This is a genomic window from Rhizobium sp. CBN3, assembly GCF_030518245.1.
GTDB classification, from domain to species: Bacteria; Pseudomonadota; Alphaproteobacteria; order Rhizobiales; family Rhizobiaceae; genus Rhizobium; species Rhizobium aethiopicum_A.
Genome location: NZ_JAULSE010000006.1, coordinates 118,048 through 144,672, shown reverse-complemented (window position 1 = coordinate 144,672; position 26,625 = coordinate 118,048). Strand labels below are relative to the sequence as shown.

The following is a 26,625-nucleotide window of genomic DNA, read 5'->3' as shown; positions in this document are numbered from 1 at the left end:
CAAAGCATGAGCCTCGTCAAGAAATTCGCGACCGTCGGCGGCGCCACTCTCGGCAGCCGGATCTTCGGTTTCGCCCGTGAAACGCTGATGGCGGCGGCGCTCGGCACCGGACCGATGGCCGACGTCTTCTACGCCGCCTTCCGTTTTCCGAACCTCTTCCGCCGGCTGTTTGCCGAAGGCGCCTTCAACGCCGCCTTCGTGCCGCTCTTTGCCAAGGAAATCGAGGCGAACGGCACGGACGGCGCCAAGCGCTTTTCGGAAGAAGTCTTCGGCGTCTTGTTTTCGGTGCTGCTCCTCATCACCATCGTGATGGAGCTTGCCATGCCGCTCTTGGTGCGCTTCATCATCGCGCCGGGTTTTGCCGACGATGCCGAGAAATTCTCGATCACGATCCGCATGGCGGCCGTGATGTTTCCCTATCTGATGTGCATGTCGCTGACGGCGATGATGAGCGGCATGCTGAATTCGCTGCATCATTTCTTTGCCGCCGCCATCGCCCCCGTCTTCCTCAACGTGGTGATGATCGGTGCGCTGTTTTATTCGCTCTATACCGGCGCCGATCCGCTCGCGACGGCCTGGTATCTCTCCTGGGGCGTTCTTGCCGCCGGGGTGCTGCAGCTCGCCGTCGTCTATATCGGCGTGCTGGCGGCCGGCATGAGCATCGGCCTCCGCTTTCCGAAGATGACGCCGAATGTCAAGCGGCTGCTGATCCTCGCGGTGCCGGCCGCCGTCACCGGCGGCATCACCCAGATCAACCAGCTGATCGGCCAGGCGATCGCCTCCTCCCGTGACGGCGCGATCGCCGCCCTGCAATATGCCGACCGCATCTATCAGCTGCCGCTCGGCGTCGTCGGCGTCGCTGTCGGCGTCGTGCTGCTGCCGGAGCTGGCCCGGGCGCTGAAGGGCGGGGCGCTACGCGAAGCGGCAAACCTGCAGAACCGCTCCATCGAATTCGTGCTGTTCCTGACCATCCCCGCCGCTTTCGCGCTCTGGATACTCTCCGACGAAATCATCCGCGTGCTCTACGAGCGCGGCGCCTTCCATCAGGAAAACACCGCCGTCGTCGGCTCGATCCTGGCGATTTACGGGATCGGCCTGCCGGCCTTCGTGCTGATCAAGGCGCTGCAGCCGGGTTTTTATGCCCGCGAGGACACCAAGACGCCGATGCGCTTCTCGGCGATCGCAGTGGGGACCAACTGCGTGACGGCGCTGACCCTCTTCCCCGTTATGGGCGCGCCCGGCATCGCCGTCGCGGAAGCCACCGCCGGCTGGATCAGCACGCTTCTGCTGTTCACCACGCTTCTGCGCCGCGGCCATCTGACATGGGAATGGGCGCTGGCAAAACGCGCCGCCCTGCTGATCGTCGCCTCGGCCGTCATGGGCGCGGCGATCGTCTTCCTCAAGCACTATTGGGCGCCATGGCTCGCCTCCGGCGCGCCGCTTCTGAGCAAGGTCGGTACGCTGGGGCTGCTGATAGCCATCGCCATGCTCATCTATTTCGCCGCCGCCTTCCTGATCGGCGGGGCGGATCTCGGCATGATAAGGCGCAACCTGAACCGCAAGCCGGTGAAGACGGAAGGGTGAGGTCGAGACACGGGTTAACACCCCTCCCCACAAGGGGGAGGGGCTCTGCGCGGCACCGCCCCACGTCAAACATCAACGCTTCTGCGGATGAGACGGTCAAAGGAATAAGGTCGGCGCGGCATTCAAGCCCCTCCCCTTGTGGGGATGGGTTGGGGAGGGGTTTTAGGCGGTCGGAACCGACAGCCGTGGCACACCCCCCGCACACACCTTCCTCTCTCGCTTAACAATCGACCCATCGCCGTTGCGGGCCGACATCGACATGAATGATGCCGTTGCAGTAGCTGCCGATGCCGCCGATGCCTGGAGCTGTCCTGGCGGCAGCAATGATTGTTCGTTCCGATAGGCCCGGCACCCTGATATCGGCCGCCAGGCATTTTCCATGCAGGGAGCCATGACGGCGGGGATGCGGCCGGAGGCCGGAGGTGACGATCGGACGGCGTCCGGTCTTTGCGGCGATATGCGACAGGATCGCTCGCAGCCGCTCTGGAAAACAGCCGGCGCGCACGCTGACGGTCTGAACCGCATAGGCGAGTCGCGTCTCATGCTTGGGAAGATGAACGGCCGGTCTCTTGCTGTCTTGACCGACGGCGTCGGTTGCGGATTGTAGGGCGAAAAGGCCTGCCATGACGAGCAAACGGGTGTTCTGCATGGTCCCCTCCGGGCGGTTGGCCTGGCGACTGACGGGCTGCCAGTGTGCGGAGAGGATTTTCAGTTCAATAAAAGCTTTTCTGTGAAATTTTATACTCAGTTTGAACTAAGGACGCTGATCAATTCGGCTTAAAAGTGAGCGTCCTTCGCGTTCTAGATGGAATAAACATCCAAACATGGGAGATCACATGACCGTCCAGTCTCTTTTTCTCGTCACGCTCGTCGTCGACGATTACGACCGCGCCAAAGGCTTCTATTGCGGCACCCTCGGTTTCGATTGCCTTCAGGACGAGCCCCAGCCGGGGGGCAAACGCTGGGTGGTGGTGAAAGGCGGAGATGGCGCCGCCTTTTTGCTGGCGCAGGCGGCAAACCAGACGCAGCGGGCGGCGATCGGCAACCAGACGGGTGGCCGCGTCGGCTTCTTCCTGAAGACCGACGATTTCGCCCGCGATCATGCCGCCCTGCTTGCGGCCGGCGTGCGCTTTCAGGAGGAGCCCAGGCATGAGGTCTACGGCACGGTCGCCGTCTTTGCGGATCCTTACGGCAACACCTTCGACCTGATCCAGCATGCTGCAGCCCGAACCTCTTGATTGCGACCGGCCGCCCGTGCATAAGCCGCGGCGTTAGCAACATGGGCGGGAAGCCCTGGGGCCCTCCACCAGCCTACTGAGGACGACATGAGCGAATTCAAGAAACTCGTATTCTCCGGCGTACAGCCGACCGGCAATCTGCATCTCGGCAATTATCTCGGTGCCATCCGCCGCTTCGTGGCGCTGCAGGAAGGCAATGACTGCATCTATTGCGTCGTCGACATGCATGCGCTCACCGCCCAGCTGGTGCACGAAGACATGCCGAGCCAGACGCGCTCGATCGCCGCCGCCTTCATCGCCGCCGGCATCGATCCGGAAAAGCACATCGTCTTCAATCAGTCGGCCGTGCCGCAACATGCGGAACTCGCCTGGATCTTCAACTGTGTCGCCCGCATCGGTTGGATGAACCGCATGACGCAGTTCAAGGACAAGGCCGGCAAGGACCGCGAGCAGGCTTCGCTCGGTCTTTACGCCTATCCGAGCCTGATGGCCGCCGATATTCTCGCCTATCGCGCCACTCATGTGCCTGTTGGCGAGGACCAGAAGCAGCATCTGGAGCTTGCCCGCGACATCGCGATGAAGTTCAACCTCGATTATGCCGAGCACATTCGCAAGAGCGGCTACGGCATCGACATCACCGTCGGCGACGAGCCGGTGCATGCCTATTTCCCGATGGTCGAGCCGCTGATCGGCGGGCCGGCGCCGCGCGTCATGTCACTGCGCGACGGCACCAAGAAAATGTCGAAATCCGATCCCTCCGACCTTTCGCGCATCAATCTGATGGACGACGAGGAGGCGATCTCGAAGAAGATTCGCAAGGCCAAGACCGATCCGGACGGTTTGCCGAGCGAGGTCGACGGGCTGCAGGGCCGGCCGGAAGCCGACAATCTGGTGGCGATCTATGCCGCGCTCGCCGACAAATCGAAGGCCGAGGTGCTGGCCGACTTCGGCGGCCAGCAATTCTCCGTCTTCAAGCCGGCGCTGGTCGATCTCGCCATCCATGTGCTGGCGCCGATCACCGGCGAGATGCGCCGGCTGATGAACGATACCAGCCATATCGACGCGATCCTGCGCAAGGGCGGCGAACGGGCGAGAGCCCGTGCTGAAGTGACGATGAGCCAGGTACGCGACGTCATCGGCTTCCTCTACTGAGGCAGATCTCCTCTTCTGCCCTTCTGGGGGGAGAAGGGGATCTCCTTCAGAGCGCGAGGCGCCAAAAAACTGCGCTTGCAATTTTTCCGCTTCGGGTGTCAGAGTCCGCGCCATGGTATCGAAGCGACTCTCACGGCTCGAAGGTCACCGCCGCAAATTCATGGCGGTGATCGACGGGACACCCGAATGCCAGCGCGCCGTTCATTATGCCGGGCGGCGCGCGAAGAACTCCAATGGCGGCCTGGTGCTGCTCTATGTGATCCCCAACGGCGATTTCCAGCAATGGCTCGGGGTCGAGGAGATCATGCGGGCCGAGGCCCGCGAGGAAGCCGAGGCAACGGTTGCCAAGATCGCCCAGATCGTCCGCGAGACGATCGGCATCGAGCCTGAGGTCGTCATCCGTGAAGGCAGTGCCGCCGAGCAGATCAACGCCGTGATCGAGGAAGACCGCGATGTAGCGATCCTCGTTCTTGCCGCCGGCTCGGCAAAGGAAGGTCCCGGACCACTGGTTTCGTCGGTCGCCGGACGCGCGGCGGCGTTTCCAATTCCCGTCACCGTCCTGCCGGATACGCTGACCAACGAGGAAATCGACGCCCTCTGCTGAGCCTATTTCTTGAGTACAAGTCTCTTGATTAGGCCAGGCAATGGGCTTATCTTCTTTTGAAGAATTCTAAAGACGGCCGAGGTCTCGAGCCTGTCACATGGAGAGCCAGATGTTCATTCAGACCGAAGCCACGCCGAACCCCGCCACACAGAAGTTCCTGCCGGGCAAGGTCGTCATGGAAAACGGCACCGCCGAATTCCGCAGCGCCGAAGAGGCTGAAGCCTCGCCGCTCGCCGCCCGGCTGTTCGACATCCCCGGTGTCACCGGCGTCTATTTCGGCTATGATTTCATTTCCGTCTCCAAGGACAACGCCGAATGGCAGCATCTTAAGCCGGCTATCCTTGGCTCGATCATGGAGCATTTCATGTCCGGCAAACCGGTCATGGGGGATGCTTCCATCCTTTCCGAGGACGCCGATGCCGGCGACGAGTTCTTTGATGAAGCCGACGAATCGATTGTGCTGACCATCAAGGAGCTTCTGGAGACTCGCGTGCGCCCGGCCGTCGCCCAGGACGGCGGCGACATCACCTTCCGCGGCTTCAAGGACGGCAAGGTTTATCTGAACATGAAAGGCTCCTGCTCCGGCTGCCCGTCTTCGACGGCGACGCTGAAGCACGGCGTCCAGAACCTGCTGCGCCATTTCGTTCCCGAAGTGCAGGAAGTGATTGCCGCTTAAGAATTTCGAATTCGCTCCGGCCGTTCATCTCAGGTTCGGCCGGACAGTTTATGGTTAGGCGACAACAGCTTATTCGGAAATTGATGGCATGATCGTTCTGGCGCTCGACACGGCAGGTGTGGATTGCGCTGCCGCCGTTTATGACAGCGGCAGGAATACGATGCTGGGGGAGGCATCGGACATGATCGGCAAGGGGCATGCTGAACATCTGATCGGTATCGTCGATCGCGCGCTGGATCAGGCGGGAGTGACACTTTCTCAGATCGACCGCCTTGCCGTCACCATCGGCCCCGGCTCCTTTACCGGTATCCGCGTCGGCGTTGCCGCGGCCCGCGGTTTTGCGCTTTCCCTCGATGTGCCCGTCGTCGGCGTCACCACGCTCGCGGTGATGGCATCGGCCCAGCGTGAGAAGACGCCCGGCCGCGCCGTGCTGGCGGCGATGGACGCCAAGCGCGACGAAATCTATCTCCAGTCCTTCGCAGCCGATGGTTCCCCGCTCGATCAGCCGCGGGCGGCAAGCGTCGCCGAGGCCCAGGCTTTCGCCGCCGGCTTCGATGGTGAAATCACCGGTTCGGCAACGCCGCTCCTGAAGGCCGGCGCCGGCGGCGATCACCCCAACGTCTTTCCGATTTCGATTGTCGCGCGTCTGGGGGCTGCCGCCCCTGCCGATGCCGGAAAGCCCAAGCCCCTTTATCTGCGCGGACCGGATGCCAAGCCGCAGGCCGGATATGCGATTGCGCGACGAGTGTGACGATGCTGGAAGCCTATCTGACGCTGAAGCCGGAATTCGAGATCATCGCCATGGAGCGCGAGGATTGCCGCGACGTCGCCGTCTTGCATGGCGAGCGATTCGCCCGGCCCTGGGGCGACGGCGAGTTCCACAGCCTGCTGTCGCAGGAGACTGTTTTCGGCTTCGTCGCGCGCCAGACCAATGCCATCCTGAAAAAGCCGCTTCCCGGCTTTATTCTTGCCCGCCAAGTCGCCGGCGAGGCCGAGATCCTGACGATTGCCGTGCAGGCGAAGGTCGCCCGCACCGGGCTGGGCTGGCGGCTGATGCAGGCGGCGATGCGCGAGGCGCGGGTGCGTGGCGGCGAGAGCATGTTTCTCGAGGTCGACAGCGGCAATACGGCGGCGCTCGGCCTCTACCGCAAGCTCGGCTTTGAAAAGGTCGGCGAGCGCCAGGGCTACTACAAGCAGGAAAACGGCGCCCGTTCCACGGCGCTTGTCATGAAGCGCGTTCTTCGATAGTTCCGTGGCAGAAAGATAACATCCGCACCGGCACGAACGCCGTGCAGGCATTGCGGAAACACGAATATCTCTAGAGGCGGCCATGACCGATGTAGCCAAGACCCTTGAGGAGCTTTGCGCCGAACGCGGCATGCGCATGACCGAGCAGCGCCGCGTGATCGCACGCATCCTCGAAGAGTCGGAAGACCATCCTGACGTCGAAGAGCTTTACCGCCGTTCGGTGAAGGTCGATGCGAAGATCTCGATCTCTACAGTCTATCGCACCGTCAAACTGTTCGAAGATGCCGGCATCATCGCCCGCCACGACTTCCGCGACGGGCGCTCGCGCTACGAAACGGTGCCGGAAGAGCATCATGATCATCTCATCGACCTGAAGACCGGCAAGGTCATCGAATTCCGTTCGCCTGAGATCGAGGCGCTGCAGGAGCGCATCGCCCGCGAGCACGGCTTCCAGCTGGTCGACCACCGCCTGGAGCTCTACGGCATTCCGTTGAAGAAGGAAGATCTCTGAAGCGATGGCAGCCCGGGAGTGCCGCATTTGATCGCCTGGCTGCGCATTGCCTTCGCTGCGGTCGTCATCCTTGCCGTCAGCATCGTGCTCATGCCGCTGCAGGTGTTGGCCCTGCGTTTCGACTGGCGGCTGCGCCGCAGACTTCCGCGTGTCTGGCACCGTATCATCTGTTATTGTCTCGGCCTCCGCGTCCGGGTGACTGGCAGGCTGGAAGACCGTCGACCGCTGATGCTCTGCTCGAACCATTCGTCTTGGCTTGACATCATGGTCCTGTCGGCCGTCGCCGACGTCGCCTTCATCGCCAAGATCGAGGTCAGCGACTGGCCGATCTTCGGCACCCTCGCTAAGCTGCAGAAGAGCGTGTTCGTCGTGCGCGAGGAGAGGCGCAAGACCGGCCATCAGGCAAATGAGATCGCCGGTCGCATGGCCGACGGCGAGATCGTCGTGCTCTTCCCCGAGGGCACGACCTCGGACGGCAACCGGTTGCTGGAGGTCAAGTCGTCGTTGTTCGGCGCCGCCGCGATGGCGGTGCCTTATTCGCCGACGGCAACCGTCGTGGTGCAGCCGGTGGCCGTTGCCTATACCAGGGTGCATGGCATTCCGATGGGACGCTACCACCGGCCGCTCGCCGCCTGGCCGGGGGATATCGAGCTCCTGCCGCATCTGATCGACATTCTCAGATGCGGCGCAATCGATGCGGAGGTTTCCTTCGGCGAGGCGGTGGAATACCGCGCCGACTGCAATCGCAAGGAGGTGAGCGCGACGATCGCCTCGCGCATCCGCAGCCTTCTCAACACAAGCCTGCGCGGTCGCGATATCGGCTAAGCCGAGAGGTCTCTTTTCTCGGGCGGCAAAAACCACTAAATAGCGCGCCATGACACAGAATAACGCCCTTCTTCAGGCCCCGGAGGTTTCTCTCCGTGACGGCAGCAACAGCCGCAAGGTCTTCATCAAGACCTATGGCTGTCAGATGAACGTCTATGATTCCACGCGCATGAGCGATGCTCTTGCCCGCGACGGCTACGAACCGACCGAAGACATGGAACAGGCGGATCTCGTTCTGCTTAACACCTGTCATATCAGAGAGAAGGCGGCCGAGAAGGTCTATTCGGCGCTCGGACGGCTGCGCGAGATGAAAAAGAAGAAAGCAGCCGACGGCCGGGAGATGATGATCGGCGTTACCGGCTGCGTCGCCCAGGCCGAAGGTGAGGAGATCCTGCGCCGGGCGCCGGCTGTCGACGTCGTCATCGGCCCGCAGACCTATCACCGCCTGCCGGAGGCGTTGCGCCGGGCCAAAGAGGGCCAGCGGGTCGTCGATACTGAATACGCGATCGAGGACAAGTTCGAGCATCTGCCGATTGCCGAGAGCCGCAAGATCCGCGCCCGCGGCGTCACCGCCTTCCTGACGGTGCAGGAGGGCTGCGACAAGTTCTGCACCTTCTGCGTGGTGCCCTATACGCGCGGCTCGGAAGTGTCGCGGCCGGTCTCGCAGATCGTCGAGGAGGCCGAAAAGCTCGCCGAAGCCGGAGTGCGCGAAATCACCTTGCTCGGCCAGAACGTCAATGCCTGGCATGGTGCCGGACCGCGAGGCGAGGCCTGGAGCCTCGGCGACCTGCTCTACCGCCTTGCCGAGGTCCCCGGCCTGGCGCGGCTGCGTTATACCACAAGCCATCCGCGCGACATGGATGACCGGCTGATCGAGGCCCATCGCGACCTCCGGGCGCTGATGCCCTACCTGCACCTGCCGGTGCAATCGGGCTCCGACCGGATCCTCAAAGCGATGAACCGGCGTCATACGGCGGCCGAATATCTCAGCCTGATCGAACGCATCCGCGCAGTGCGGCCCGATATCGCGCTGTCGGGCGATTTCATCACCGGTTTTCCGGGGGAGACAGATAAGGATTTTGAGGATACACTCAGACTTGTGGAGGAGGTGCGCTATGCGCAAGCCTTCTCGTTCAAATACTCGACTCGGCCGGGCACACCCGGCGCGGAACTGAAGGACCAGGTGCCGGAAGAGATCAAGGCAGAACGGCTGGAACGCCTGCAAGCGCTGCTTTTGAAGCAGCAGCAGGAATTTGCCGAATCCTGCATCGGCAAGGAGATCGATCTGTTGCTCGAAAAGCCCGGCCGCATGCCGGGACAGCTGATCGGACGTTCTCCCTGGCTTCAATCCGTGAATGTTGATGCAAAAGCATCGCAAATCGGTGACATTATCAAAGTGCGAATCACCGGAACCGGAACGAACAGCCTGTTTGCCGAACGCGCAGAGGCTGCGGTCTAACCCAAGGAGCCCGACCGCTTGAACGGACAAGAATTGGTTTCTTCTTCACCGCGCCACCCCCGCACGCCGAGCGACACCAATCACTTCGTCCTGACGTTCGAGAACAATCGGTTCGCCAGCGAACTCTTCGGCCAGTTCGACCAGAACCTAAAGCTGCTCGAGGAGCGGCTGAACATCGATGCACGGGCGCGCGGCAATTCCGTCGTCATATCGGGCGATGTCGTGACCACCAACCAGGCGCGGCGCACCCTCGATTATCTCTATGAAAAGCTTCAGAAAGGCGGCAGCGTGGAACGATCCGACGTCGAGGGCGCAATCCGCATGGCGGTCGCCGCCGACGATCAGCTCAGCCTTCCCACCATGGAGCGCAAGGCCAAGCTGACGATGGCGCAGATTTCGACGCGCAAGAAGACGATCATCGCCCGCACGCCGACGCAGGACGCCTACATCAGGGCGCTGGAGCGCGCCGAGCTCGTCTTCGGCGTCGGCCCGGCCGGCACCGGCAAGACCTATCTCGCCGTCGCCCATGCCGCCCAGATGCTGGAGCGCGGCGCGGTCGAAAAGATCATCCTGTCGCGCCCGGCCGTCGAGGCCGGTGAGCGCCTCGGCTTCCTGCCCGGCGACATGAAGGAAAAGGTCGACCCCTATCTTCGGCCGCTCTATGACGCGCTCTATGACATGATCCCCGCCGACAAGGTCGATCGGGCGATCACCGCCGGCGTCATCGAAATTGCCCCGCTCGCCTTCATGCGCGGCCGTACGCTCGCCAACGCCGCGATCATCCTCGACGAAGCGCAGAATACGACGTCGATGCAGATGAAAATGTTCCTGACGCGTCTCGGCGAAAATGCCCGTATGATCGTCACCGGCGACCCGAGCCAGATCGACCTGCCGCGCGGCGTCAAATCCGGCCTCGTCGAGGCCCTGGAGCTGCTGAACGGCGTCGAGGGCATCTCGATCGTGCGCTTCAAGGACACCGACGTCGTGCGTCATCCGCTGGTCGGCCGCATCGTCAGAGCCTATGACGCCACCTATCTTGTCGAAGCCGAAGACGTCGGTCGGCAGGGCTGATGGCCGAACTCGATATCCAGATCAGCATCGAGGACATCGGCTGGCCCGGCGAGGAAACGCTGCTGGTTTTTTGCGAGCGCGTGCTCGGGGCCGCCGCGGTCTATCTGCGCGACAATGAGAAGCAGCCTTTCCCGAACATGCCGCCGGAGGTTTCGCTGGTCTTTACCGACGATGCCTCGATCCAGGACATCAATGCCGAATGGCGCGGCAAGGACAAGCCGACCAATGTCCTCTCCTTCCCGGCCTTTCCGGTTCAGCGCGGCAAGCTGCCCGGGCCGATGCTCGGCGACATCATCATCGCCCGGGAGACGGTGGAGCGGGAAGCCCAGGAACTCGAAAAGAGTTTTGACGACCACCTGACCCATCTTCTGGTGCACGGTTTCTTGCATCTTCTCGGCTACGACCATATGAATAATGCCGAAGCCGAAATTATGGAGGGGCTGGAGACTCGCATTTTGGCGCAGCTCGGCCTATCTGATCCCTACGAGGGTCAAGACCTTAAAATGGAACCATGAGCGACTTTACGACGAAGCCGGCGGCAGACGCCAAGGACTCCGAATCATCCTCTTCTTCGGATGAGGTCGGCAGTAGTAGTCGGCCATCCGGCCGATCCCAATCCTTCTGGTCGCGCGCCGCCCGCATTCTCCGCCCGCAGCAGGGCTCGCGACTGCGCGAGGATCTTGCCGATGCGCTGATGACCGATGCAGCCGGCGACGACGCTTTTTCGCCCGACGAGCGGGCAATGCTGCACAATATCCTGCGCTTTCGCGAGGTGCGCGTCGCCGACGTGATGGTGCCGCGCGCCGATATCGAGGCGGTGGACCAGAACATCACCATCGGCGAGCTGATGATCCTGTTCGAGGAATCCGGCCGCTCGCGCATGCCTGTTTATGCCGATACGCTCGACGACCCGCGCGGCATGGTGCATATCCGCGACCTGCTCTCCTATGTCGCCAAGCAGGCGCGCAACAAGCGCCGCGGCCCGGCAAAGCCGGCCGCTGCAGCGCCGGCGATCGAAGTCGCGCCGGAGAACATCCAGAAGCCGCCGCGCTCGACCAAGCCGAATTTCGATCTTGCCCGGGTCGACCTGCAGAAGACGCTGGCCGAGGCCGGCATCATCCGCAAGATCCTGTTCGTGCCGCCGTCGATGCTGGCCTCCGACCTCTTGCGCCGGATGCAGGTGAACCGTACGCAGATGGCGCTCGTCATCGACGAATATGGCGGCACCGACGGTCTCGCCTCGCACGAGGACATCGTCGAAATGGTGGTCGGCGACATCGACGACGAACATGACGACGAAGAAGTGATGTTCAAGCGCGTCGCCGAAGACGTCTTCGTCGCCGACGCCCGTGTCGAGCTGGAAGAGATCGCCGAAGCGATCGGACCGGATTTCGACATCAGCGAACAGGTCGACGAGGTCGACACGCTGGGCGGGCTGATCTTCTCCGCGCTCGGCCGCATCCCCGTCCGCGGCGAAGTCGTCCAGGCCCTGCCGAACTTCGAATTCCATATCCTCGACGCCGATCCGCGCCGCATCAAGCGGCTGCGCATCACCCGCAAGCGCCACGCGATCCGCCGCCGCGCCAAGGAGGCTGGCGACATCACACCCGGATCCGAGACCGGCGACGACCGGTCGGCCGAATCGACCACCAACTAGGCATCGGTACGGAAATCGGAATTGCCTTTCGGGCCGATGCGGGAACAGGACAAAGAGCCGCTTTTTTGAAAGACTGCGAATGGGTTGATTCGCGGTTTGATGGGAGTGCGCATGGAGCGGCTTGCGGACAGGGTTATCCTCGTCTGGGGGTTAAAACGGTCGTTGCTGGCCGTCGCCGCTGGAGCATTCGCCGCTCTGGCGCTGCCGCCTTTCGGTTTTTTCGCGGCGATGTTCCTCTCCTTCACGCTGCTCGTCTGGCTGCTCGACGGGACGGCAGCTTCTCCTGAAAGCGGCCTGATCGGCAGGCTATGGCCGGCCTTTGCCGTCGGCTGGCTGTTCGGCTTCGGCTATTTCGTCGCCGGCCTTTGGTGGATCGGTCATGCCTTGCTGGTCGATTCGGAGGAATTTGCCTGGGCACTGCCCCTGGCAGTCCTCGGGCTGCCGGCCGGCCTTGCGGTCTTCTATGGGCTGGCGACTGCCCTTGCCCGGATCGTCTGGTCCGACGGCATGGGACGGATCGCCGCACTTGCGGCCGGCTTCGGCCTGATGGAATGGCTTCGAAGCATGATCCTCACCGGCTTTCCCTGGAATGCCATCGGTTATGGCCTGATGCCCGTTCCGCTGATGATGCAGTCGGCGCATGTGATCGGTGCGATGGGGGTGACGACACTTGCCGTCTTCGTCTTTTCCGCCCCGGCGCTGATCGGGACGCGACAGGGCGCGAAGCCTGGAATTGCGCTCGCCATCCTGCTGTTTGCCGCCCATCTCGGTTACGGCGCCTATGCCCTTTATCTGGCGCCGCGGCCGCAGTCCTTACCCGAAGACAAGCGGCCGGTGGTGCGGCTGGTGCAGCCGGCCATCGACCAGGCGGCGAAGATGGACAACGACGCCGACCGCAATGCGATCTTCGAGACCCATCTGAAGCTTTCCGCCGAAGCGCCCAGGAACGGCGGACGCAAACCCAACATCATCGTCTGGCCGGAAACCTCGATCCCCTTCATCCTCACCGACAACCAGGATGCGTTGACGCGGATCGCCGATACGCTCGACGACGATCAGATCCTGATCGCCGGCGCGGTGCGCGCCGAGGAGATGGGGCCTGGCACCCCGGTGCGCTACTACAATTCCATCTATGTGATCGACGGCCGCGGCCAGATCATCGCCGCCTCCGACAAGGTGCATCTCGTGCCTTTCGGCGAATATCTGCCCTTCGAGGACATCCTCACCGAACTCGGTATCCAGAATGTCGTCGAGATACCAGGCGGCTTTTCGGCCGCCGCAAGCCGGCACCTTCTGGCGCTGCCCGGCGGCCTCAATCTCTACCCGCTGATCTGCTATGAGATCATCTTTCCGGGCGAGATGACCGGCGACATCGTGGATGCCAACGCGCTCCTCAACCTCACCAACGATGCATGGTTCGGCATCACGCCCGGGCCCTACCAGCATTTCCAGCAGGCGCGGGTGCGGGCAATCGAGACCGGCCTGCCGCTGATTCGCGACGCCAACAACGGCATATCGGCACTCGTGAACGCGCATGGGGAAATCATCGCAGGCCTCGATCTTGGTGAGACCGGCTTCATTGATGCAACTGTTGATGGGTTCGGCAATGGGTTCGGAACCACATACCCCCTTCAGACATACTTCTGGTTGACCGAAGCACTGTTGATGCTGATTGCGCTAATTTCTCGCAAAGGTTTTATTTGAGGGTTGAATTGACCAAAAACCCCTAAAATTGCATAGTGATGACAATCGGCGTTGTTAACGTTTGCTTGAAGGTGGTTTCCCCACCGCTTGCAACGTGGCGTTTTGGGATGGATCAGGGGCATGCCGGTTGGAAACAGAAATTCGTAGCTAGGGCACGACCATGATTGAAAATAAGAAGAAACCGAATCCGATCGACATCCATGTTGGCAGCCGCATTCGCCTTCGCCGAACGATGTTGGGCATGAGCCAGGAAAAGCTTGGCGAAAGCCTCGGCATCACCTTCCAGCAGATCCAGAAATATGAGAAGGGCACCAACCGTGTCGGCGCAAGCCGTCTGCAGAACATCTCGAGCATTCTCAATGTTCCGGTCTCCTTCTTCTTCGAGGATGCGCCCGGCGAACATGCCGGCGCCGCCGGCGGCATGGCCGAAGCCTCCAGCTCGAATTACGTCGTAGACTTCCTCTCCTCCTCGGAGGGCCTGCAGCTCAACCGCGCCTTCGTGAAGATTTCCGATCCCAAGGTTCGCCGCAAGGTCGTGGAACTGGTCAAGGCGCTCGCTGCCGAAGCCGACGCTGACTGATCCAGCTCTCATTGCAAAATAGGAAAGGCGGTCGAAAGGCCGCTTTTTTTGTGTTTTTCGGGCAAAATTTGTCACCTCACCACTGATATAAAGATATATTTATGTCCTTGTGCGCTTGTCATCAGCGCTCGAACTGAGTACCTACTAGCTGGCTTTTATTCTTTGAGGGGAATCCCGGAATGCGCGCGAATTATCTCTTTACCAGCGAATCTGTTGCCGAAGGTCATCCGGACAAAGTGTGTGACCGCATCTCCGACGAGATCGTCGATCTGGTCTACCGCGAAGCGGCCAAGACCGGCGTCAATCCGTGGGGCGTGCGCATTGCCTGCGAAACGCTGGCGACGACCAACCGCGTCGTCATCGCCGGCGAGGTCCGCCTGCCGCCGAGCCTGATGAAGAAGGACAAGGATGGCAAGGACGTCATCAATCCCTCGAAGTTCAAAGCCGCCGCCCGCCGCGCCATCAAGGATATCGGCTACGAACAGGACGGCTTCCACTGGAAGAAGGCAAAGATCGACGTGCTGCTGCACTCGCAGTCGGCCGATATTGCCCAGGGCGTCGACAGCGCCGCCGACCAGCAGGGCGACGAGGGCGCCGGCGACCAGGGCATCATGTTCGGTTACGCCTGCAAGGAAACGCCGGACCTGATGCCGGCTCCAATCTATTATTCTCACAGGATCCTGCAGCTGCTGGCCGCCGCCCGCAAGAAGGGCGACGGTGAAGTCGCCAAGCTCGGCCCCGACGCCAAGAGCCAGGTGACCGTGCGTTACGTCGACGGCAAACCCTCGGAAGCGACCTCGATCGTACTTTCGACCCAGCATCTCGATGAGAGCTGGGATTCCAAGAAAGTCCGCGCCGTCGTCGAACCCTATATCCGCGAGGCGCTCGGCGAGCTGAAGATCGCCGAGGATTGCAAGTGGTACATCAATCCCACCGGCAAGTTCGTCATCGGCGGACCGGACGGCGATGCAGGCCTGACCGGCCGCAAGATCATCGTCGACACCTATGGCGGTGCGGCTCCGCATGGCGGTGGTGCATTCTCCGGCAAGGACACGACCAAGGTCGACCGTTCGGCTGCCTATGCCGCCCGCTACCTCGCCAAGAACGTCGTCGCCGCCGGCCTCGCCGACCGCTGCACGATCCAGCTCTCCTACGCCATCGGCGTCGCGCAGCCGCTGTCGATCTATGTCGACCTGCACGGCACCGGCAAGGGTGTGTCGGAAGACCAGGTTGAAGCGGCGATCCGCCAGAACATGGACCTGTCGCCGTCGGGCATCCGCCGTCACCTCGACCTCAACAAGCCGATCTACGCCAAGACCTCGGCCTATGGCCATTTCGGCCGCAAGGCCGGCCGTGACGGCTCATTCTCCTGGGAGCGCACCGACCTCGTCAAGGCGCTCAAGGAAGCCGTCAAGACCAAGGTCGCTGCATGACGGATATGGAACGCCGGGGACGAGCGACCGAAGCCTTTTTCGGTCGCCGCAAGGGAAAGGCCCTGCGCGAACAGCAGGCGGAAACGCTGAACAGCCTGCTCCCGGCATTCCTCATCGATCTCTCGGCGGCTCCCCCGGAGCCGCTGACATCCCTCTTTCCGATTCCGGTCACGACATTGCGGCTGGAAATCGGTTTCGGCGGCGGCGAACACCTGATCCATCGGGCGCTGGAGAGACCTTCGACCGGTTTTATCGGCGTCGAACCCTTCGTCAATTCGATGCAAAAGCTTTTGTCGCGTATCGGCGAGACCGGCGCCTCCAATATTCGCGTCTATAATGACGATGCGACGCAACTGCTCGACTGGCTGCCGGATGGCGCGCTCGACCAAATCGATCTGCTCTATCCCGATCCCTGGCCGAAGCGGAAGCACTGGAAGCGCCGCTTCGTCTCGAAGACCAATCTCGACCGCTTTCACCGCGTGCTGAAGCCCGGCGGTCTTTTCTGCTTCGCCTCCGACATCGACACCTATGTGAACTGGACGCTGCTCAAATGCCGCGGCCATGGCGGCTTCGACTGGATGGCAGAAAACGCGGCGGATTGGCTGACCCCCTATGAGGGCTGGCCGAGCACGCGCTATGAGGCGAAGGCGCGCCGCGAGGGCCGGTCGTCAGCCTATCTGACCTTCAGGAAGATCTGAATTCGGCGAACACTGCGCTGGAAGCAATTGAAGGCGATAGTGAAGGCGTGCCGTGCGGCCCCCTCATCCGACCCTGCGGGCCACCTTCTCCCCGCTGGGGAGAAGAGGGAGAATGCCGCTTCTCGATCGACCCCGCTGGATGGAGTGCGTATGAACAGGTGGGTTCGTTGGCCAGTATCGGCGCGCCTTGCTCCCCTCTTCTCCCCAGCGGGGAGAAGGTGGCCCGAAGGGCCGGATGAGGGGGCCACACGGCACGGTGCCAACGACGACCAGTCTATTTGCAGTATAGCTGCAAATGCCTGATGGCATTTCGCTTTTCATAGCACTCAGTGCGTTTGACGGTCAGTGCAGGCTGACCGTCTTCAATTCGTCTTCGGCGGCCTTGAAGAAGGTGCTGGAGCGGTTGTCCGTCAAAAGGATCGGCGTGCCGTCGGCACCGAACAGTGCCCAGAGATCGACGTTCGGATCGATATCCGGCGCCTCGGGGAAGCACTTAGCGACCTCTTCGGTGCGCATCTTTCTGATATAGGCGACCTCGCCGTTGCCGATGTGGGCAAGCTCGGATTTGGTCAAGTGAGACGTGGCTTCTTTCATCAACATTCCTGTTCCTCCGGGAGAAGGGACCAACGGTTCTGGAAACCGTTGTGCTACTGTGAGACCGAAATGTTAATTTTCTTGACCATGCGCGCCGGTTCCGGACGAATTAGATCGACGGAGAGCAGACCGTTCTTCAGGCCGGCGCCGAGGACCTGCATGCCGTCGGCCAGCACGAAGGTGCGCTGGAACTGGCGGGAGGCAATGCCGCGATAAAGATAATCCCGCTCGCCCTGCTCCACCTGACGGCCGCGGATCACAAGCTGGTTCTCCTCGGTGGAGACATCGAGCTCCTCCTCGCTGAAACCGGCAACGGCAAGGGTGATGCGCAGACGTTCGGGGGCGCCGCTGTCGGCGGCGATGCGTTCGATGTTGTAAGGCGGGTATCCGTCGCTCGCTTTGGAAATGCGCTCCAGCGTTTTTTCCATGGCGTCGAAGCCCAGAAGCAGGGGGCTGGCGAAAGGGGTAATGCGGCTCATCTCTTTTCAAGTCCTTGATGCAAGCGACCATCCCGGACCTCAAGCGCAGCATCCGGATGCCGCTAATATGGGGGCATGATCACGGCGCTGCAAGGCGCACGCGACCCTCCCGATTCAAACCTCTCTCACTTTTCGAATGCCGGCGCCCGCCTCCTTGCTTGACAAAGGACCTGCTGCCTCGCATCAAAACATGCCCGCGCGGAATGTGCCGATTTGTGACGGGGAATGAAGAGATTGTGTCTGCCGGAACAAGCGGCATGGCGAGAACAGGACGATTGGAATGGCAAGCGCGAGAAAGATCATCATCGACACGGATCCCGGCCAGGATGACGCGGCCGCCATCATGCTGGCTTTCGGAAGCCCCGATGAGCTCGAGGTGCTAGGGATCACGACGGTCGCCGGCAACGTGCCGCTGTCATTCACCAGCCGCAACGCGCGCATCGTCTGCGAGCTCTGCGGCCGCACGGATGTGAAGGTTTTCACCGGCGCCGACAAGCCGATCGCCCGCAAGCTGGTGACTGCAGAACATGTGCACGGCAAGACCGGCCTCGACGGCCCTGTTCTGCCCGAACCGACGATGGCGCTGCAGCCCGGCCACTCCGTCGATTTCATCATCGAGACGCTGCGCCGCGAGCCGGAAGGCACGGTGACGCTCTGCACGCTCGGGCCGCTCACCAATATCGGCATGGCCTTCCAGAAGGCGCCCGACATCATTGCCCGCATTCGCGAGCTGGTCATGATGGGCGGCGGCTTCTTCGAGGGCGGCAATATTACGCCGGCCGCCGAATTCAACATCTATGTCGACCCCGAAGCCGCCGACATCGTCTTCCGTTCAGGCGTGCCGATCGTGATGATGCCACTCGACGTGACGCATCAGCTGCTGACGCGCAAGGACCGGGTCAAACGCATGGCCGAGATCGGCACGGCGCCTGTTAAGGCCATGGTCGAGATGTTGGAATTCTTCGAACGCTTCGATATCGAGAAATACGGTTCTGATGGCGGGCCGCTGCACGACCCCACGGTCGTGGCCTATCTCTTGAAACCAGAGCTTTTCCAGGGCCGCGACTGCAATGTCGAGATCGAGATCCGGTCCGAACTCACCGTCGGGATGACCGTCGTCGACTGGTGGCATGTGACCGAGCGCAAGCGCAACGCCAAGGTCATGCGCCATGTCGATGCGGACGGCTTCTTCGATCTGCTGATCGAACGCTTCGCCCGCATCTGATTTTTCTTTCCTTTTCCGAGGCGGAGAAGGAAAACGACCTCAGGCGTCCTTCTCGTCGAAGACGGAATTGATTTCGGCCTCGACCGGCTTCGGGCCGCCCTTGGCAACGCCGACCATGGCCGGCCGTAGGACGCGTTCGCCGATGGTGAAGCCGGCCTGCACGACCTGGACGACGGTATTGTTCGGCACTTCGGAGTTCGGCACCTCGAACATCGCCTGATGAAAATTCGGATCGAATTTCTGGCCGACCGGCTCCAGCTTGCGAACGCCGTGGCGCTCCAGCGCCGAGAGCATCGAGCGCTCGGTCATCTCCACACCTTCGATCAGGGTGGTGAGGCCGGCATCGGCCGTGGCCTTGGTCTCCGGAGAGATGGCGTCCAGCGCCCGGCGCAAATTGTCCGAGACGGCGAGCATGTCGCGGGCGAAACCGGCGACGGAATAGGATTTTGCATCCTTGACCTCGCGCTCGGTGCGGCGGCGCAGATTATCCATCTCGGCGGCAAGGCGCAGATAGCGGTCACGCAGCTCGGTATTCTCGGCCTTCAGGAGGTCGAGCGGATCCGGCTGGTTTGCCTCCTCCTGCCCGACAGTGGCAGTTTCGACGTTGACGGCAGCGTCGGCTGCGGCGTTGGCCGCAGTTGCGTCAGGTCCGTTTTTCGTCGTTTCATCGGTCATGACGGTCTCCGGTTGGTATTTTCAGATGCGCCCGATATCGAGGTTTGACCGGAAAAAATCAAGCCTGCGTGACGAAGAAGCGAAAATTCCGCGGCTTCGTCAGTGATGACCTCAAAGCGGATTGCGCGACAGGCGGGAGACGAGCTGAGCGGTGTAATCCACCATCGGCACGATGCGGGAATAATTGAGCCGCGTCGGGCCGATGACGCCGACCGCGCCGACGATCCGGTCGTCATCGTCGCGATAGGGCGCGACGATGAGCGACGAGCCGGACAGAGAGAAGAGCTTGTTTTCCGAACCGATGAAGATGCGCACGCCTGAACCGCTTTCGGCCAGGTTGAGAAGCTCGATCAGGCTGTCCTTCTTTTCGAGATCGTCGAACAGCATGCGCAGCCGGTCGAGATCTTCGGCGCCGGCGAGGCCTTCGAGCAGGTTGGCGCGGCCGCGGATGATCAGCTGGGCGGGCTTTCCCTCGTCCGGGCTGCCAGCCCAGACGGCGATGCCGCGCTCGACAAGATCGCGCGAGAGCGCATCGAGTTCGTGACGGACATCATCCTTCAGCCGGCTTAACTGTTTGCGCAGCTCCGGCAGCGTCTGGCCGGACATGTGCGCGTTGAGGAAATTCGCCGCCTCCGTCAGCTGCGAGGAGGTGACGCCCGCCGGCAGTTCGATGATACGGTTTTCCACCTGATCGTGATCGCCGACGAGCACGGCGAGCGCCTTTGTCGGTTCAAGCCGGATGAACTCGACGTGTTTCAGCACCGGATCACTTTTCGAGGTGATGACGAGGCCGGCCCCGCGCGAGATGCCGGAGAGCATGCGGCTCGCTTCGTTCATCATCGATTCCACCGGATTGCCGCCGCTTTCGGCCCGCACCTGGCGATCGATATTGGCGCGCTCCTCGGCGGAGAGATCGCCGATCTGCATGAAGGCATCGACGAAGAAGCGCAGCCCGATCTGGGTCGGCAGCCGGCCGGCGCTGACATGCGGGGAATAGATGAGACCGAGCTCTTCGAGATCGCTCATGACGTTGCGCACCGACGCCGGCGAGAGTGACATCGGCAACAGGCGCGACAGATTGCGCGAGCCGAGCGGCTCGCCGCTTTCGAGATAACCCTCGACGATGCGGCGAAAAATTTCTCTGGAGCGCTCGTCCAGCGCAGCAACGGCATCCGAAACCGACGTCGACCTGATGCCCATGAACCTTTTCAAACCCACGCTGATGATGCTCCCGAAAATATAGTCAAACTCGCACGCGTGGCAAAAGGGAATTTGCAAATGAGCGCGGCCAATCGTAGAAGCGGTCAGCAACTCCAGGAGATAAGAATGCGGCCTTCAGGCAGAAAAACCGACCAGATGCGCAAGGTCTCGTTCGAGCGCAATTTTTCCAAGCATGCGGAAGGCTCCTGCCTGGTGAAATTCGGCGATACGCATGTGCTTTGCACCGCAAGCCTCGAGGAAAAGACGCCGCCGTGGCTGCGCAACACCGGCAAGGGCTGGGTCACGGCCGAATACGGCATGCTGCCGCGGGCGACCGGCGAGCGCATGAAACGCGAGGCCGCCGCCGGCAAGCAGGGCGGTCGCACCCAGGAAATCCAACGGCTGATCGGCCGGTCGCTACGTGCCGTCGTCGATCTGCAGGCGCTCGGCGAAAAGCAGATCACGCTCGATTGCGACGTCATCCAGGCCGATGGCGGCACACGGACCGCCTCGATCACCGGCGGCTGGATCGCGCTTTACGATTGCCTGAAATGGATGGAAAGCCGCAACATGATCAAGGTCGAGCGGGTCCTGAAGGATCACGTCGCCGCCATCTCCTGCGGCGTTTTCGCCAGCCAGCCGGTCATCGATCTCGATTATCTCGAGGATTCCTCGGCCGAGACCGATGCGAACTTCGTCATGACCGGCGCCGGCGGCATCGTCGAAATCCAGGGCACGGCCGAAGGCACGCCGTTCAGCGAAGAGGAATTCAGCTCGCTGATGCGGCTTGCCAAGAACGGCATCGGCGAACTCGTCGCTCTGCAGAAAGAGGCGATTGCAGGATGAACGCCATGCTGGAAGGCATGTTGGAAACGGCGCTCTATGCGCGCGATCTCGATCAGGCCGAGACGTTCTACGGGGACGTTCTTGGGCTTGAAAAGATCACCCGCGCCGGCAACCGACATGTCTTCTTCCGCTGTGGCCCAGGCGTTCTCCTGATCTTCAACCCCGAGGAAACGATAAAGCCGCCGGCACCCGACGCGCTGCAGGTGCCGCCGCACGGCACCACCGGGCAAGGCCATGCCTGTTTCCGGGTGTCCGGTCGCAATATTGATGCGATGGCCGAACGGCTGAAGGCGGCTGACATCGCGATCGAATCCGAGGTGCACTGGCCAAATGGCGGCCGCTCGATCTATTTCCGCGACCCTGCCGGCAACAGCCTGGAATGCGCGGAGGCTAAAATCTGGGGCATCGAACAGGATATTTGAATGCGCAAGCTCGAAACCAAAACCATCGTCGTCGCCAGCCACAATGCCGGCAAGATCCGCGAGATCCAGGAACTGATCGGGCCGCTCGGCTTCACCGCAAAATCGGCGGCCGAACTGAATTTCGTCGAACCAGACGAAACCGGCACGAGCTTCGAGGAGAATGCGACGATCAAGGCGGTCGCCTCGGCCAATGCCGCCGGCATGCCGGCGCTTTCGGATGATTCCGGTCTGGTGGTCGACGCGCTCGGCGGCGATCCCGGCGTCTACACCGCCAACTGGGCGGAAAGGGCAGACGGCACGCGCGACTTCGACATGGCGATGGCCAAGGTGGAAAAGGCGCTGCAGGACGCCGGCGCCACGACGCCGGAACAGCGCGGTGCGCGTTTCGTCAGCGTGCTCTGCCTTGCCTGGCCGGACGGGCATACCGAGCTTTTCCGCGGCGAGGTGGAAGGCCATGTCGTCTGGCCGCCGCGCGGCACCCAAGGCTTCGGCTATGATCCGGTTTTCCAGCCCGAGGGTTATGCCGTCACCTTCGGAGAAATGAGCGGCGAGGAGAAACACGGCTGGAATGTCGGCAAGCCGCAGGCGCTGTCGCATCGGGCCCGTGCCTTCAAACTTTTCGTCGAAACCTGCCTGGAGGCATAAGATCTGTTCGTGGGCAATTTCGATACGCCAAGCCTCTCGCGCGACGCCGCGCTGCTGCCCGATACCGGCGAGCCCGGCTTCGGCGTCTATGTGCATTGGCCCTTCTGCGCGGCGAAGTGTCCCTACTGCGACTTCAACAGCCATGTACGCCATCAGCCGGTGGATCAGGAGCGCTTTGCATCAGCCTTTCTGAAGGAGATGGCGGCAGTCCGGGCGATGAGCGGGCCGAAGACGGTGACGAGCATCTTCCTCGGCGGCGGCACGCCGTCGCTGATGAAGCCGGAAACGGTCGATGCCATTCTCGACGGTATCGCGCGGCACTGGCATGTGCCCGCCGGCATCGAAATCACCATGGAAGCCAATCCGTCGAGCGTCGAGGCCGAACGGTTCCGCGGCTACCGGGCGGCCGGCGTCAACCGTGTCTCGCTCGGCGTACAGGCGCTGAACGACCGCGATCTGAAATTCCTCGGCCGGCTGCATGACGTCGCCGACGCGCTGAAGGCGATCCGGCTGGCGCGCGAGATCTTCCCGCGTATGTCCTTCGACCTCATCTATGCCCGGCCGGACCAGACGGTCGAGGAATGGGAGAAGGAACTGAAGGAAGCGATCTCCTATGCGGTCGACCATCTGTCGCTCTATCAGCTGACCATCGAGGAAGGCACGCCCTTCTTCGGTCTGCACAAATCAGGCAAGCTGATCGTGCCGGACGGCGAGCAATCGGCCCTGCTCTACGAGGCGACGCAGGAGATCACGGCGCGTGAGGGCATGCCCGCCTACGAGGTTTCCAATCATGCCCGGCCGGGTGCCGAAAGCCGCCATAACCTGACCTACTGGCGTTACGGCGACTATGCCGGCATCGGTCCGGGCGCGCACGGCCGCCTGACGCATGGGCATGAGAAGCTCGCGACGGCGACCGAGCGCAAGCCGGAAGCCTGGCTCGAGATGGTCGAGCGCGACGGCCACGGCATTCTCGATGAGGAGCGGCTCGGTTTCGAGGAACAGTCGGACGAACTGCTGCTGATGGGACTGCGGCTCAGGGAAGGCGTCGATCTCGCCCGCTGGCAGCAGCTTTCGGGCCGTGAGCTCGACCCGAAACGCGAGGAATTCCTGCTCGAACATAAATTCGTCGAGCGGATCGGCAATTCGCGCCTGCGCTGCACGCCATCGGGCATGCTGATCCTCGATTCTGTCGTCGCCGATCTCGCCTGCTGACACCCATAAGAGTTCCGGCGCGGTGACGATATCGCTGCCCGCGCCGAAAAATCTTCTCAGCCGTGGCTGGTGGCGCCTGCCTTGAAGAGGCTGCCAGTCGGCGTCTTCAGGAACATCTCCAGCGGAATGTGTTCCTGGTGCAGGAAACCGGTCGCCTGCAAGAGACCATCGCGGACCATCTCGATGACGGCGACGACCGAGGCCGACGTCGTCCAGGCGATCGCTGTGCGGCGGGCGCCGGCGATCTCGATCGGGTAATAAGCGCGCACGAATTCCTTGCGACGTAGGCTGCCGTTCTCCGTGCCTTCCGCGGCCACGTGCACGTAGACGACATCGTCTTCGACAGGCGGCTTGGCGTTGGTCAGGATCTCGCCGGCGAGCTTGCGCTTGTCGCGCATCAAGAGCTCATGGAAGAAGAAGTTCATCAGCTCCATATGGCCGGGATAACGCATGGTCTTGTAGTCGAGATTGTCAACCTTGCCGAGCATGGTGTCGCACATGGTGCCGAGGCCGCCCGATGTCGTGAAGGCTTCGAGCTTGACACCACCGACATAGATGGTCTCGTGCCACTCCATCGGCGAGACGAGCTTGCGCACGCCGCCCTCGATGACCTCGCAATCATTCAGATATTCGTTGACGACGCCTTCCGGCGACCAGTTGAAGGCATAGCCGAGAAGACCCGTCGGATGCTGCGGCAGGGCGCCGACGCGCATGCGGATCGATCGGCAGCGATCGAAGCCGTCGGCCAGGCTCGCGCCGACGATGCCGACGAAACCGGGCGCCAGGCCGCATTGCGGCGCCATCAGTCCGCGGGCGGTCTTCGACAGTTCGATGATGAAATTGGTGGTTGGGACGTCTTCCGTCAGATCGAAGTAATGAATGCCGGCAAGATGGGCAGCGCGAGCCAGCTCGATGTTCAGGTGATAGGGCAGGCAAGACAGCACCGCCTCAACGTTCGAGAGCAGTTCGCCGATCACCTGCGGATCGGATATGTCGCCTGCGCGGCATGTAAAGGGCAGCTCGCCCAGGGGCAGCTGCGCATCGACACCAATGACCTTGAAGCCGCCTTCATGCAAAAGCGTTGCCGCCAGCCGCCCGACCTTGCCGAGGCCGAGAACGGCGATCTTTTCGAAACTCATTCATTCCCTCCCATGCGCCGTTCGGCGCTCTTCTTGGACGCGGGGAGGTATAGAATAAAAAGCTTATAAAGGAAAACGGCTGGAATCGCTTCCAGCCGTCAATTTCCCGACAGGTCCGCCGATTACTCGTTGATCAGCCGCTTCAGCAGCTCGATTTCGTGCGAAAGCTTGGTGTCACCTGATATCAGCTCCTCGATCTTGCGCACGGCATGCAGCACGGTCGTGTGATCGCGCCCGCCGAAGCGGCGGCCGATTTCCGGAAAGGAGCGCGGCGTCAGCGTCTTCGACAGATACATGGCGATCTGGCGCGGCTTGACGATGACGCGGGTGCGCCGATTGGAGACCAGTTCCTGGCGCGAGACGTTGTAATGCCTGGCGACGATGCGCTGAATATCCTCGATGCGTACACGGCGCGGTTCGCCCGAACCGACGAGATGGGCGAGCAATTCGTCGACGCGCTCGATCGACAGGTTCGGCTCGAAGGAGCGGCGGAAGATCAGCTGGTTGAAGGCGCCTTCGAGTTCGCGGCCGCTGGCCGTGATATTGCGGGCGACGTGCTGAAGCAGATCTGCCGGAATTTCGAGCGACGGATCCTCGAGCCGGGCCGCGGCCAGGCGCCGCTTAAGGATTTCGAGGCGCATTTCATAATCCGGCGCGTCGAGTTCGATGGCAACGCCGCCCTGCAGGCGCGAGCGGACGCGCGGATCGAGCGACTCCAGCTCCCATGGCGCGCGGTCGGCGGCGACGACGACCTGCTTGGCGCTGTCGAGCAGCATATTCAGGAGATGGCAGAATTCATGCTGGATCATCTTGCCCTGCAGGAACTGCATGTCGTCGATGATCAAGAGGTCGATGTTGCGCAACGAGTCTTTCAGCGTCAGCGCGTCGTTGTCGCGGATCGCCGTGGCGAAGCGCCACATGAAATATTCGGCCGTCAGATAGACGACACGCAGGGCCCGCGGGTTCTGCACCGCCGCATTGGCGATCGCCTGCAAGAGATGAGTCTTGCCGAGCCCGACCGTCGAATGGACGAAGAGCGGATTGAACCGTACGGCGCCGGAGCCGACTTCCGCGATCGTCTTGGCAGCCGCAAGCGCGACGCGATTTGAGCTGCCTTCCACGAAGGTATCGAAGGTGAAACGGCTGTCGAGCGGCGAACCGAACAGCGGCGTGCCGAGGCTTGCGGGCCTTGCGGCGGCAACGGCCGAAACTGCCTGCTGGACGGCCTGACCGGCCGGCTGGGCGCTCGGCGGACGGCGCATCTGCGCGGGAGCAGCCGGCTCGGGCTGGACCACCTCGTCGACGGCCTTCATGCCGCTGCGCGTGGCGGTGCGCACTAGGATTTCGATCTTCAGGATTTCTGGGTCTTCGGCCTGAAACAGACCGGTGATGAGCTCGAGATAACGATTGTTGATCCACGACTTCAGGAAGGTCGTGGGAACCGAAAGGCGAACAACGCTCTTCGATACCGAATGCAGCTTCAACCTGGCAAACCAGCTGGCATAGACGTCAGGACCGACCTGGGCCTTCAAGCGCGCGCTGACGCGCTCAAACAAAATGCTCTGCTTCATTTCCGCCTTAGCTTCCCCCACTTCCTGGCGCATGGAGCCGAACGCTTGCGGTGCCGCATCCCCATTGTCGAGCCCGCCCGCCATCATCGTATTCATCTGCATAATGCCGCCTTTCAATTCCACCGGGCGGCCTCCGCTAAAACAGCCGCCCGATCATTCCCCGCTTTGACGGGCTGG

At 62.1% G+C, this 26,625-nt stretch carries 29 protein-coding genes; 22 read left to right on the top strand and 7 right to left on the bottom strand.

All coding sequences use genetic code 11. From position 1 onward, the window contains the following. The first annotated feature begins 6 nt into the window (after positions 1-6). Entirely contained in the window at positions 7-1,584 is a 1,578-nt protein-coding gene (gene murJ / locus QWJ46_RS11905; RefSeq protein ID WP_302751280.1) for a murein biosynthesis integral membrane protein MurJ, read from the top strand. 220 nt (positions 1,585-1,804) lie between these two features. On the opposite strand, the gene QWJ46_RS11900 is transcribed toward murJ, so the two are convergent. Continuing rightward, positions 1,805-2,233 (bottom strand): D-Ala-D-Ala carboxypeptidase family metallohydrolase, encoded by a 429-nt coding sequence (locus QWJ46_RS11900; protein ID WP_302751279.1) that lies wholly within the window; start codon positions 2,231-2,233, stop codon positions 1,805-1,807. A 187-nt stretch (positions 2,234-2,420) separates the two neighbouring features. On the opposite strand from QWJ46_RS11900, the gene QWJ46_RS11895 reads away from it, so the two are divergent. From QWJ46_RS11895 to QWJ46_RS11820, 16 genes are all read left to right on the top strand, one after another. Beyond that, positions 2,421-2,822, top strand: coding sequence for a VOC family protein (locus tag QWJ46_RS11895; RefSeq protein WP_302751278.1), 402 nt, complete (start codon positions 2,421-2,423; stop codon positions 2,820-2,822). Positions 2,823-2,909: 87 nt separating this feature from the next. After that, positions 2,910-3,974 (top strand): tryptophan--tRNA ligase, encoded by a 1,065-nt coding sequence (gene trpS / locus QWJ46_RS11890; RefSeq protein ID WP_302751277.1) that lies wholly within the window; start codon positions 2,910-2,912, stop codon positions 3,972-3,974. A gap of 112 nt (positions 3,975-4,086) precedes the next feature. Further along, complete coding sequence (locus QWJ46_RS11885) at positions 4,087-4,578, top strand: universal stress protein (RefSeq protein WP_011423764.1); 492 nt, start codon at positions 4,087-4,089, stop codon at positions 4,576-4,578. A gap of 109 nt (positions 4,579-4,687) precedes the next feature. Further along, positions 4,688-5,254, top strand: coding sequence for a NifU family protein (locus QWJ46_RS11880; RefSeq protein ID WP_210629445.1), 567 nt, complete (start codon positions 4,688-4,690; stop codon positions 5,252-5,254). 88 nt (positions 5,255-5,342) lie between these two features. Beyond that, a complete protein-coding gene (gene tsaB / locus QWJ46_RS11875; RefSeq protein ID WP_302751276.1) occupies positions 5,343-6,005 on the top strand; it encodes a tRNA (adenosine(37)-N6)-threonylcarbamoyltransferase complex dimerization subunit type 1 TsaB in 663 nt (220 codons plus the stop codon). A gap of 2 nt (positions 6,006-6,007) precedes the next feature. Further along, entirely contained in the window at positions 6,008-6,502 is a 495-nt protein-coding gene (locus QWJ46_RS11870; RefSeq protein WP_302751275.1) for a GNAT family N-acetyltransferase, read from the top strand. 82 nt (positions 6,503-6,584) lie between these two features. Further along, complete coding sequence (locus tag QWJ46_RS11865) at positions 6,585-7,013, top strand: Fur family transcriptional regulator (protein ID WP_184458087.1); 429 nt, start codon at positions 6,585-6,587, stop codon at positions 7,011-7,013. A 27-nt stretch (positions 7,014-7,040) separates the two neighbouring features. After that, entirely contained in the window at positions 7,041-7,838 is a 798-nt protein-coding gene (locus tag QWJ46_RS11860; RefSeq protein WP_302751274.1) for a 1-acyl-sn-glycerol-3-phosphate acyltransferase, read from the top strand. Between the two features lie 49 nt (positions 7,839-7,887). Then, a complete protein-coding gene (gene miaB, locus QWJ46_RS11855) occupies positions 7,888-9,297 on the top strand; it encodes a tRNA (N6-isopentenyl adenosine(37)-C2)-methylthiotransferase MiaB (RefSeq protein ID WP_302751273.1) in 1,410 nt (469 codons plus the stop codon). Between the two features lie 18 nt (positions 9,298-9,315). Further along, positions 9,316-10,368: a PhoH family protein gene (locus QWJ46_RS11850; protein WP_064800439.1), complete on the top strand. Its 1,053-nt coding sequence runs from the start codon at positions 9,316-9,318 to the stop codon at positions 10,366-10,368. After that, positions 10,368-10,883 carry an rRNA maturation RNase YbeY gene (ybeY, locus tag QWJ46_RS11845; protein WP_302751272.1) on the top strand — a complete coding sequence of 172 codons (516 nt, stop codon included), beginning with the start codon at positions 10,368-10,370 and terminating at the stop codon, positions 10,881-10,883. The genes QWJ46_RS11850 and ybeY overlap by 1 nt, the downstream gene beginning before the upstream one ends. Further along, a complete protein-coding gene (locus tag QWJ46_RS11840; protein ID WP_184458079.1) occupies positions 10,880-12,025 on the top strand; it encodes a hemolysin family protein in 1,146 nt (381 codons plus the stop codon). Before ybeY ends, QWJ46_RS11840 begins: the two co-directional genes overlap by 4 nt. 111 nt (positions 12,026-12,136) lie before the next feature. Continuing rightward, positions 12,137-13,729: an apolipoprotein N-acyltransferase gene (gene lnt / locus QWJ46_RS11835; RefSeq protein ID WP_302751271.1), complete on the top strand. Its 1,593-nt coding sequence runs from the start codon at positions 12,137-12,139 to the stop codon at positions 13,727-13,729. A gap of 160 nt (positions 13,730-13,889) precedes the next feature. Continuing rightward, positions 13,890-14,309, top strand: coding sequence for a helix-turn-helix domain-containing protein (locus QWJ46_RS11830; RefSeq protein ID WP_011423753.1), 420 nt, complete (start codon positions 13,890-13,892; stop codon positions 14,307-14,309). A gap of 179 nt (positions 14,310-14,488) precedes the next feature. Then, entirely contained in the window at positions 14,489-15,742 is a 1,254-nt protein-coding gene (metK, locus tag QWJ46_RS11825) for a methionine adenosyltransferase (protein ID WP_184458075.1), read from the top strand. Continuing rightward, on the top strand, positions 15,739-16,440 hold the full coding sequence (locus tag QWJ46_RS11820) for a tRNA (guanosine(46)-N(7))-methyltransferase TrmB (RefSeq protein ID WP_302751270.1): 702 nt from the start codon (positions 15,739-15,741) through the stop codon (positions 16,438-16,440). The genes metK and QWJ46_RS11820 overlap by 4 nt, the downstream gene beginning before the upstream one ends. A gap of 342 nt (positions 16,441-16,782) precedes the next feature. On the opposite strand, the gene QWJ46_RS11815 is transcribed toward QWJ46_RS11820, so the two are convergent. Together QWJ46_RS11815 and QWJ46_RS11810 are read right to left on the bottom strand one after the other, a co-directional pair. Next, positions 16,783-17,040, bottom strand: coding sequence for a DUF1150 family protein (locus QWJ46_RS11815; RefSeq protein WP_008524631.1), 258 nt, complete (start codon positions 17,038-17,040; stop codon positions 16,783-16,785). A 47-nt stretch (positions 17,041-17,087) separates the two neighbouring features. Beyond that, positions 17,088-17,513, bottom strand: coding sequence for an Hsp20 family protein (locus QWJ46_RS11810; protein WP_184458071.1), 426 nt, complete (start codon positions 17,511-17,513; stop codon positions 17,088-17,090). 280 nt (positions 17,514-17,793) lie between these two features. Between QWJ46_RS11810 and QWJ46_RS11805 the strand changes: the two genes are divergently transcribed. Continuing rightward, positions 17,794-18,738 (top strand): nucleoside hydrolase, encoded by a 945-nt coding sequence (locus tag QWJ46_RS11805; protein ID WP_184458069.1) that lies wholly within the window; start codon positions 17,794-17,796, stop codon positions 18,736-18,738. Between the two features lie 39 nt (positions 18,739-18,777). Here QWJ46_RS11805 and grpE read toward each other — a convergent pair whose 3' ends face one another. Both grpE and hrcA read right to left on the bottom strand, forming a co-directional pair. After that, on the bottom strand, positions 18,778-19,413 hold the full coding sequence (gene grpE / locus QWJ46_RS11800) for a nucleotide exchange factor GrpE (protein ID WP_184458067.1): 636 nt from the start codon (positions 19,411-19,413) through the stop codon (positions 18,778-18,780). Between the two features lie 111 nt (positions 19,414-19,524). Then, positions 19,525-20,613, bottom strand: coding sequence for a heat-inducible transcriptional repressor HrcA (gene hrcA / locus QWJ46_RS11795; protein WP_064800429.1), 1,089 nt, complete (start codon positions 20,611-20,613; stop codon positions 19,525-19,527). A gap of 126 nt (positions 20,614-20,739) precedes the next feature. Between hrcA and rph the strand changes: the two genes are divergently transcribed. From rph to hemW, 4 genes are read left to right on the top strand one after another with little or no spacing between them, the layout of a single operon-like run. Further along, positions 20,740-21,459: a ribonuclease PH gene (gene rph / locus QWJ46_RS11790; protein WP_184458065.1), complete on the top strand. Its 720-nt coding sequence runs from the start codon at positions 20,740-20,742 to the stop codon at positions 21,457-21,459. Then, the gene (locus tag QWJ46_RS11785) at positions 21,456-21,881 is read left to right on the top strand and encodes a VOC family protein (protein ID WP_302751269.1); all 426 of its coding nucleotides are present in this window, start codon (positions 21,456-21,458) and stop codon (positions 21,879-21,881) included. The genes rph and QWJ46_RS11785 overlap by 4 nt, the downstream gene beginning before the upstream one ends. Further along, entirely contained in the window at positions 21,882-22,526 is a 645-nt protein-coding gene (gene rdgB, locus QWJ46_RS11780) for an RdgB/HAM1 family non-canonical purine NTP pyrophosphatase (RefSeq protein WP_064809385.1), read from the top strand. 9 nt (positions 22,527-22,535) lie between these two features. Next, positions 22,536-23,738, top strand: a complete 1,203-nt coding sequence (gene hemW / locus QWJ46_RS11775) for a radical SAM family heme chaperone HemW (protein WP_302751268.1) — start codon at positions 22,536-22,538, stop codon at positions 23,736-23,738. A gap of 56 nt (positions 23,739-23,794) precedes the next feature. On the opposite strand, the gene QWJ46_RS11770 is transcribed toward hemW, so the two are convergent. After that, positions 23,795-24,877 carry a saccharopine dehydrogenase family protein gene (locus QWJ46_RS11770; protein ID WP_302751267.1) on the bottom strand — a complete coding sequence of 361 codons (1,083 nt, stop codon included), beginning with the start codon at positions 24,875-24,877 and terminating at the stop codon, positions 23,795-23,797. A gap of 122 nt (positions 24,878-24,999) precedes the next feature. Then, positions 25,000-26,550: a chromosomal replication initiator protein DnaA gene (gene dnaA / locus QWJ46_RS11765; RefSeq protein ID WP_302751404.1), complete on the bottom strand. Its 1,551-nt coding sequence runs from the start codon at positions 26,548-26,550 to the stop codon at positions 25,000-25,002. Between the last annotated feature and the right edge of the window lie 75 nt (positions 26,551-26,625).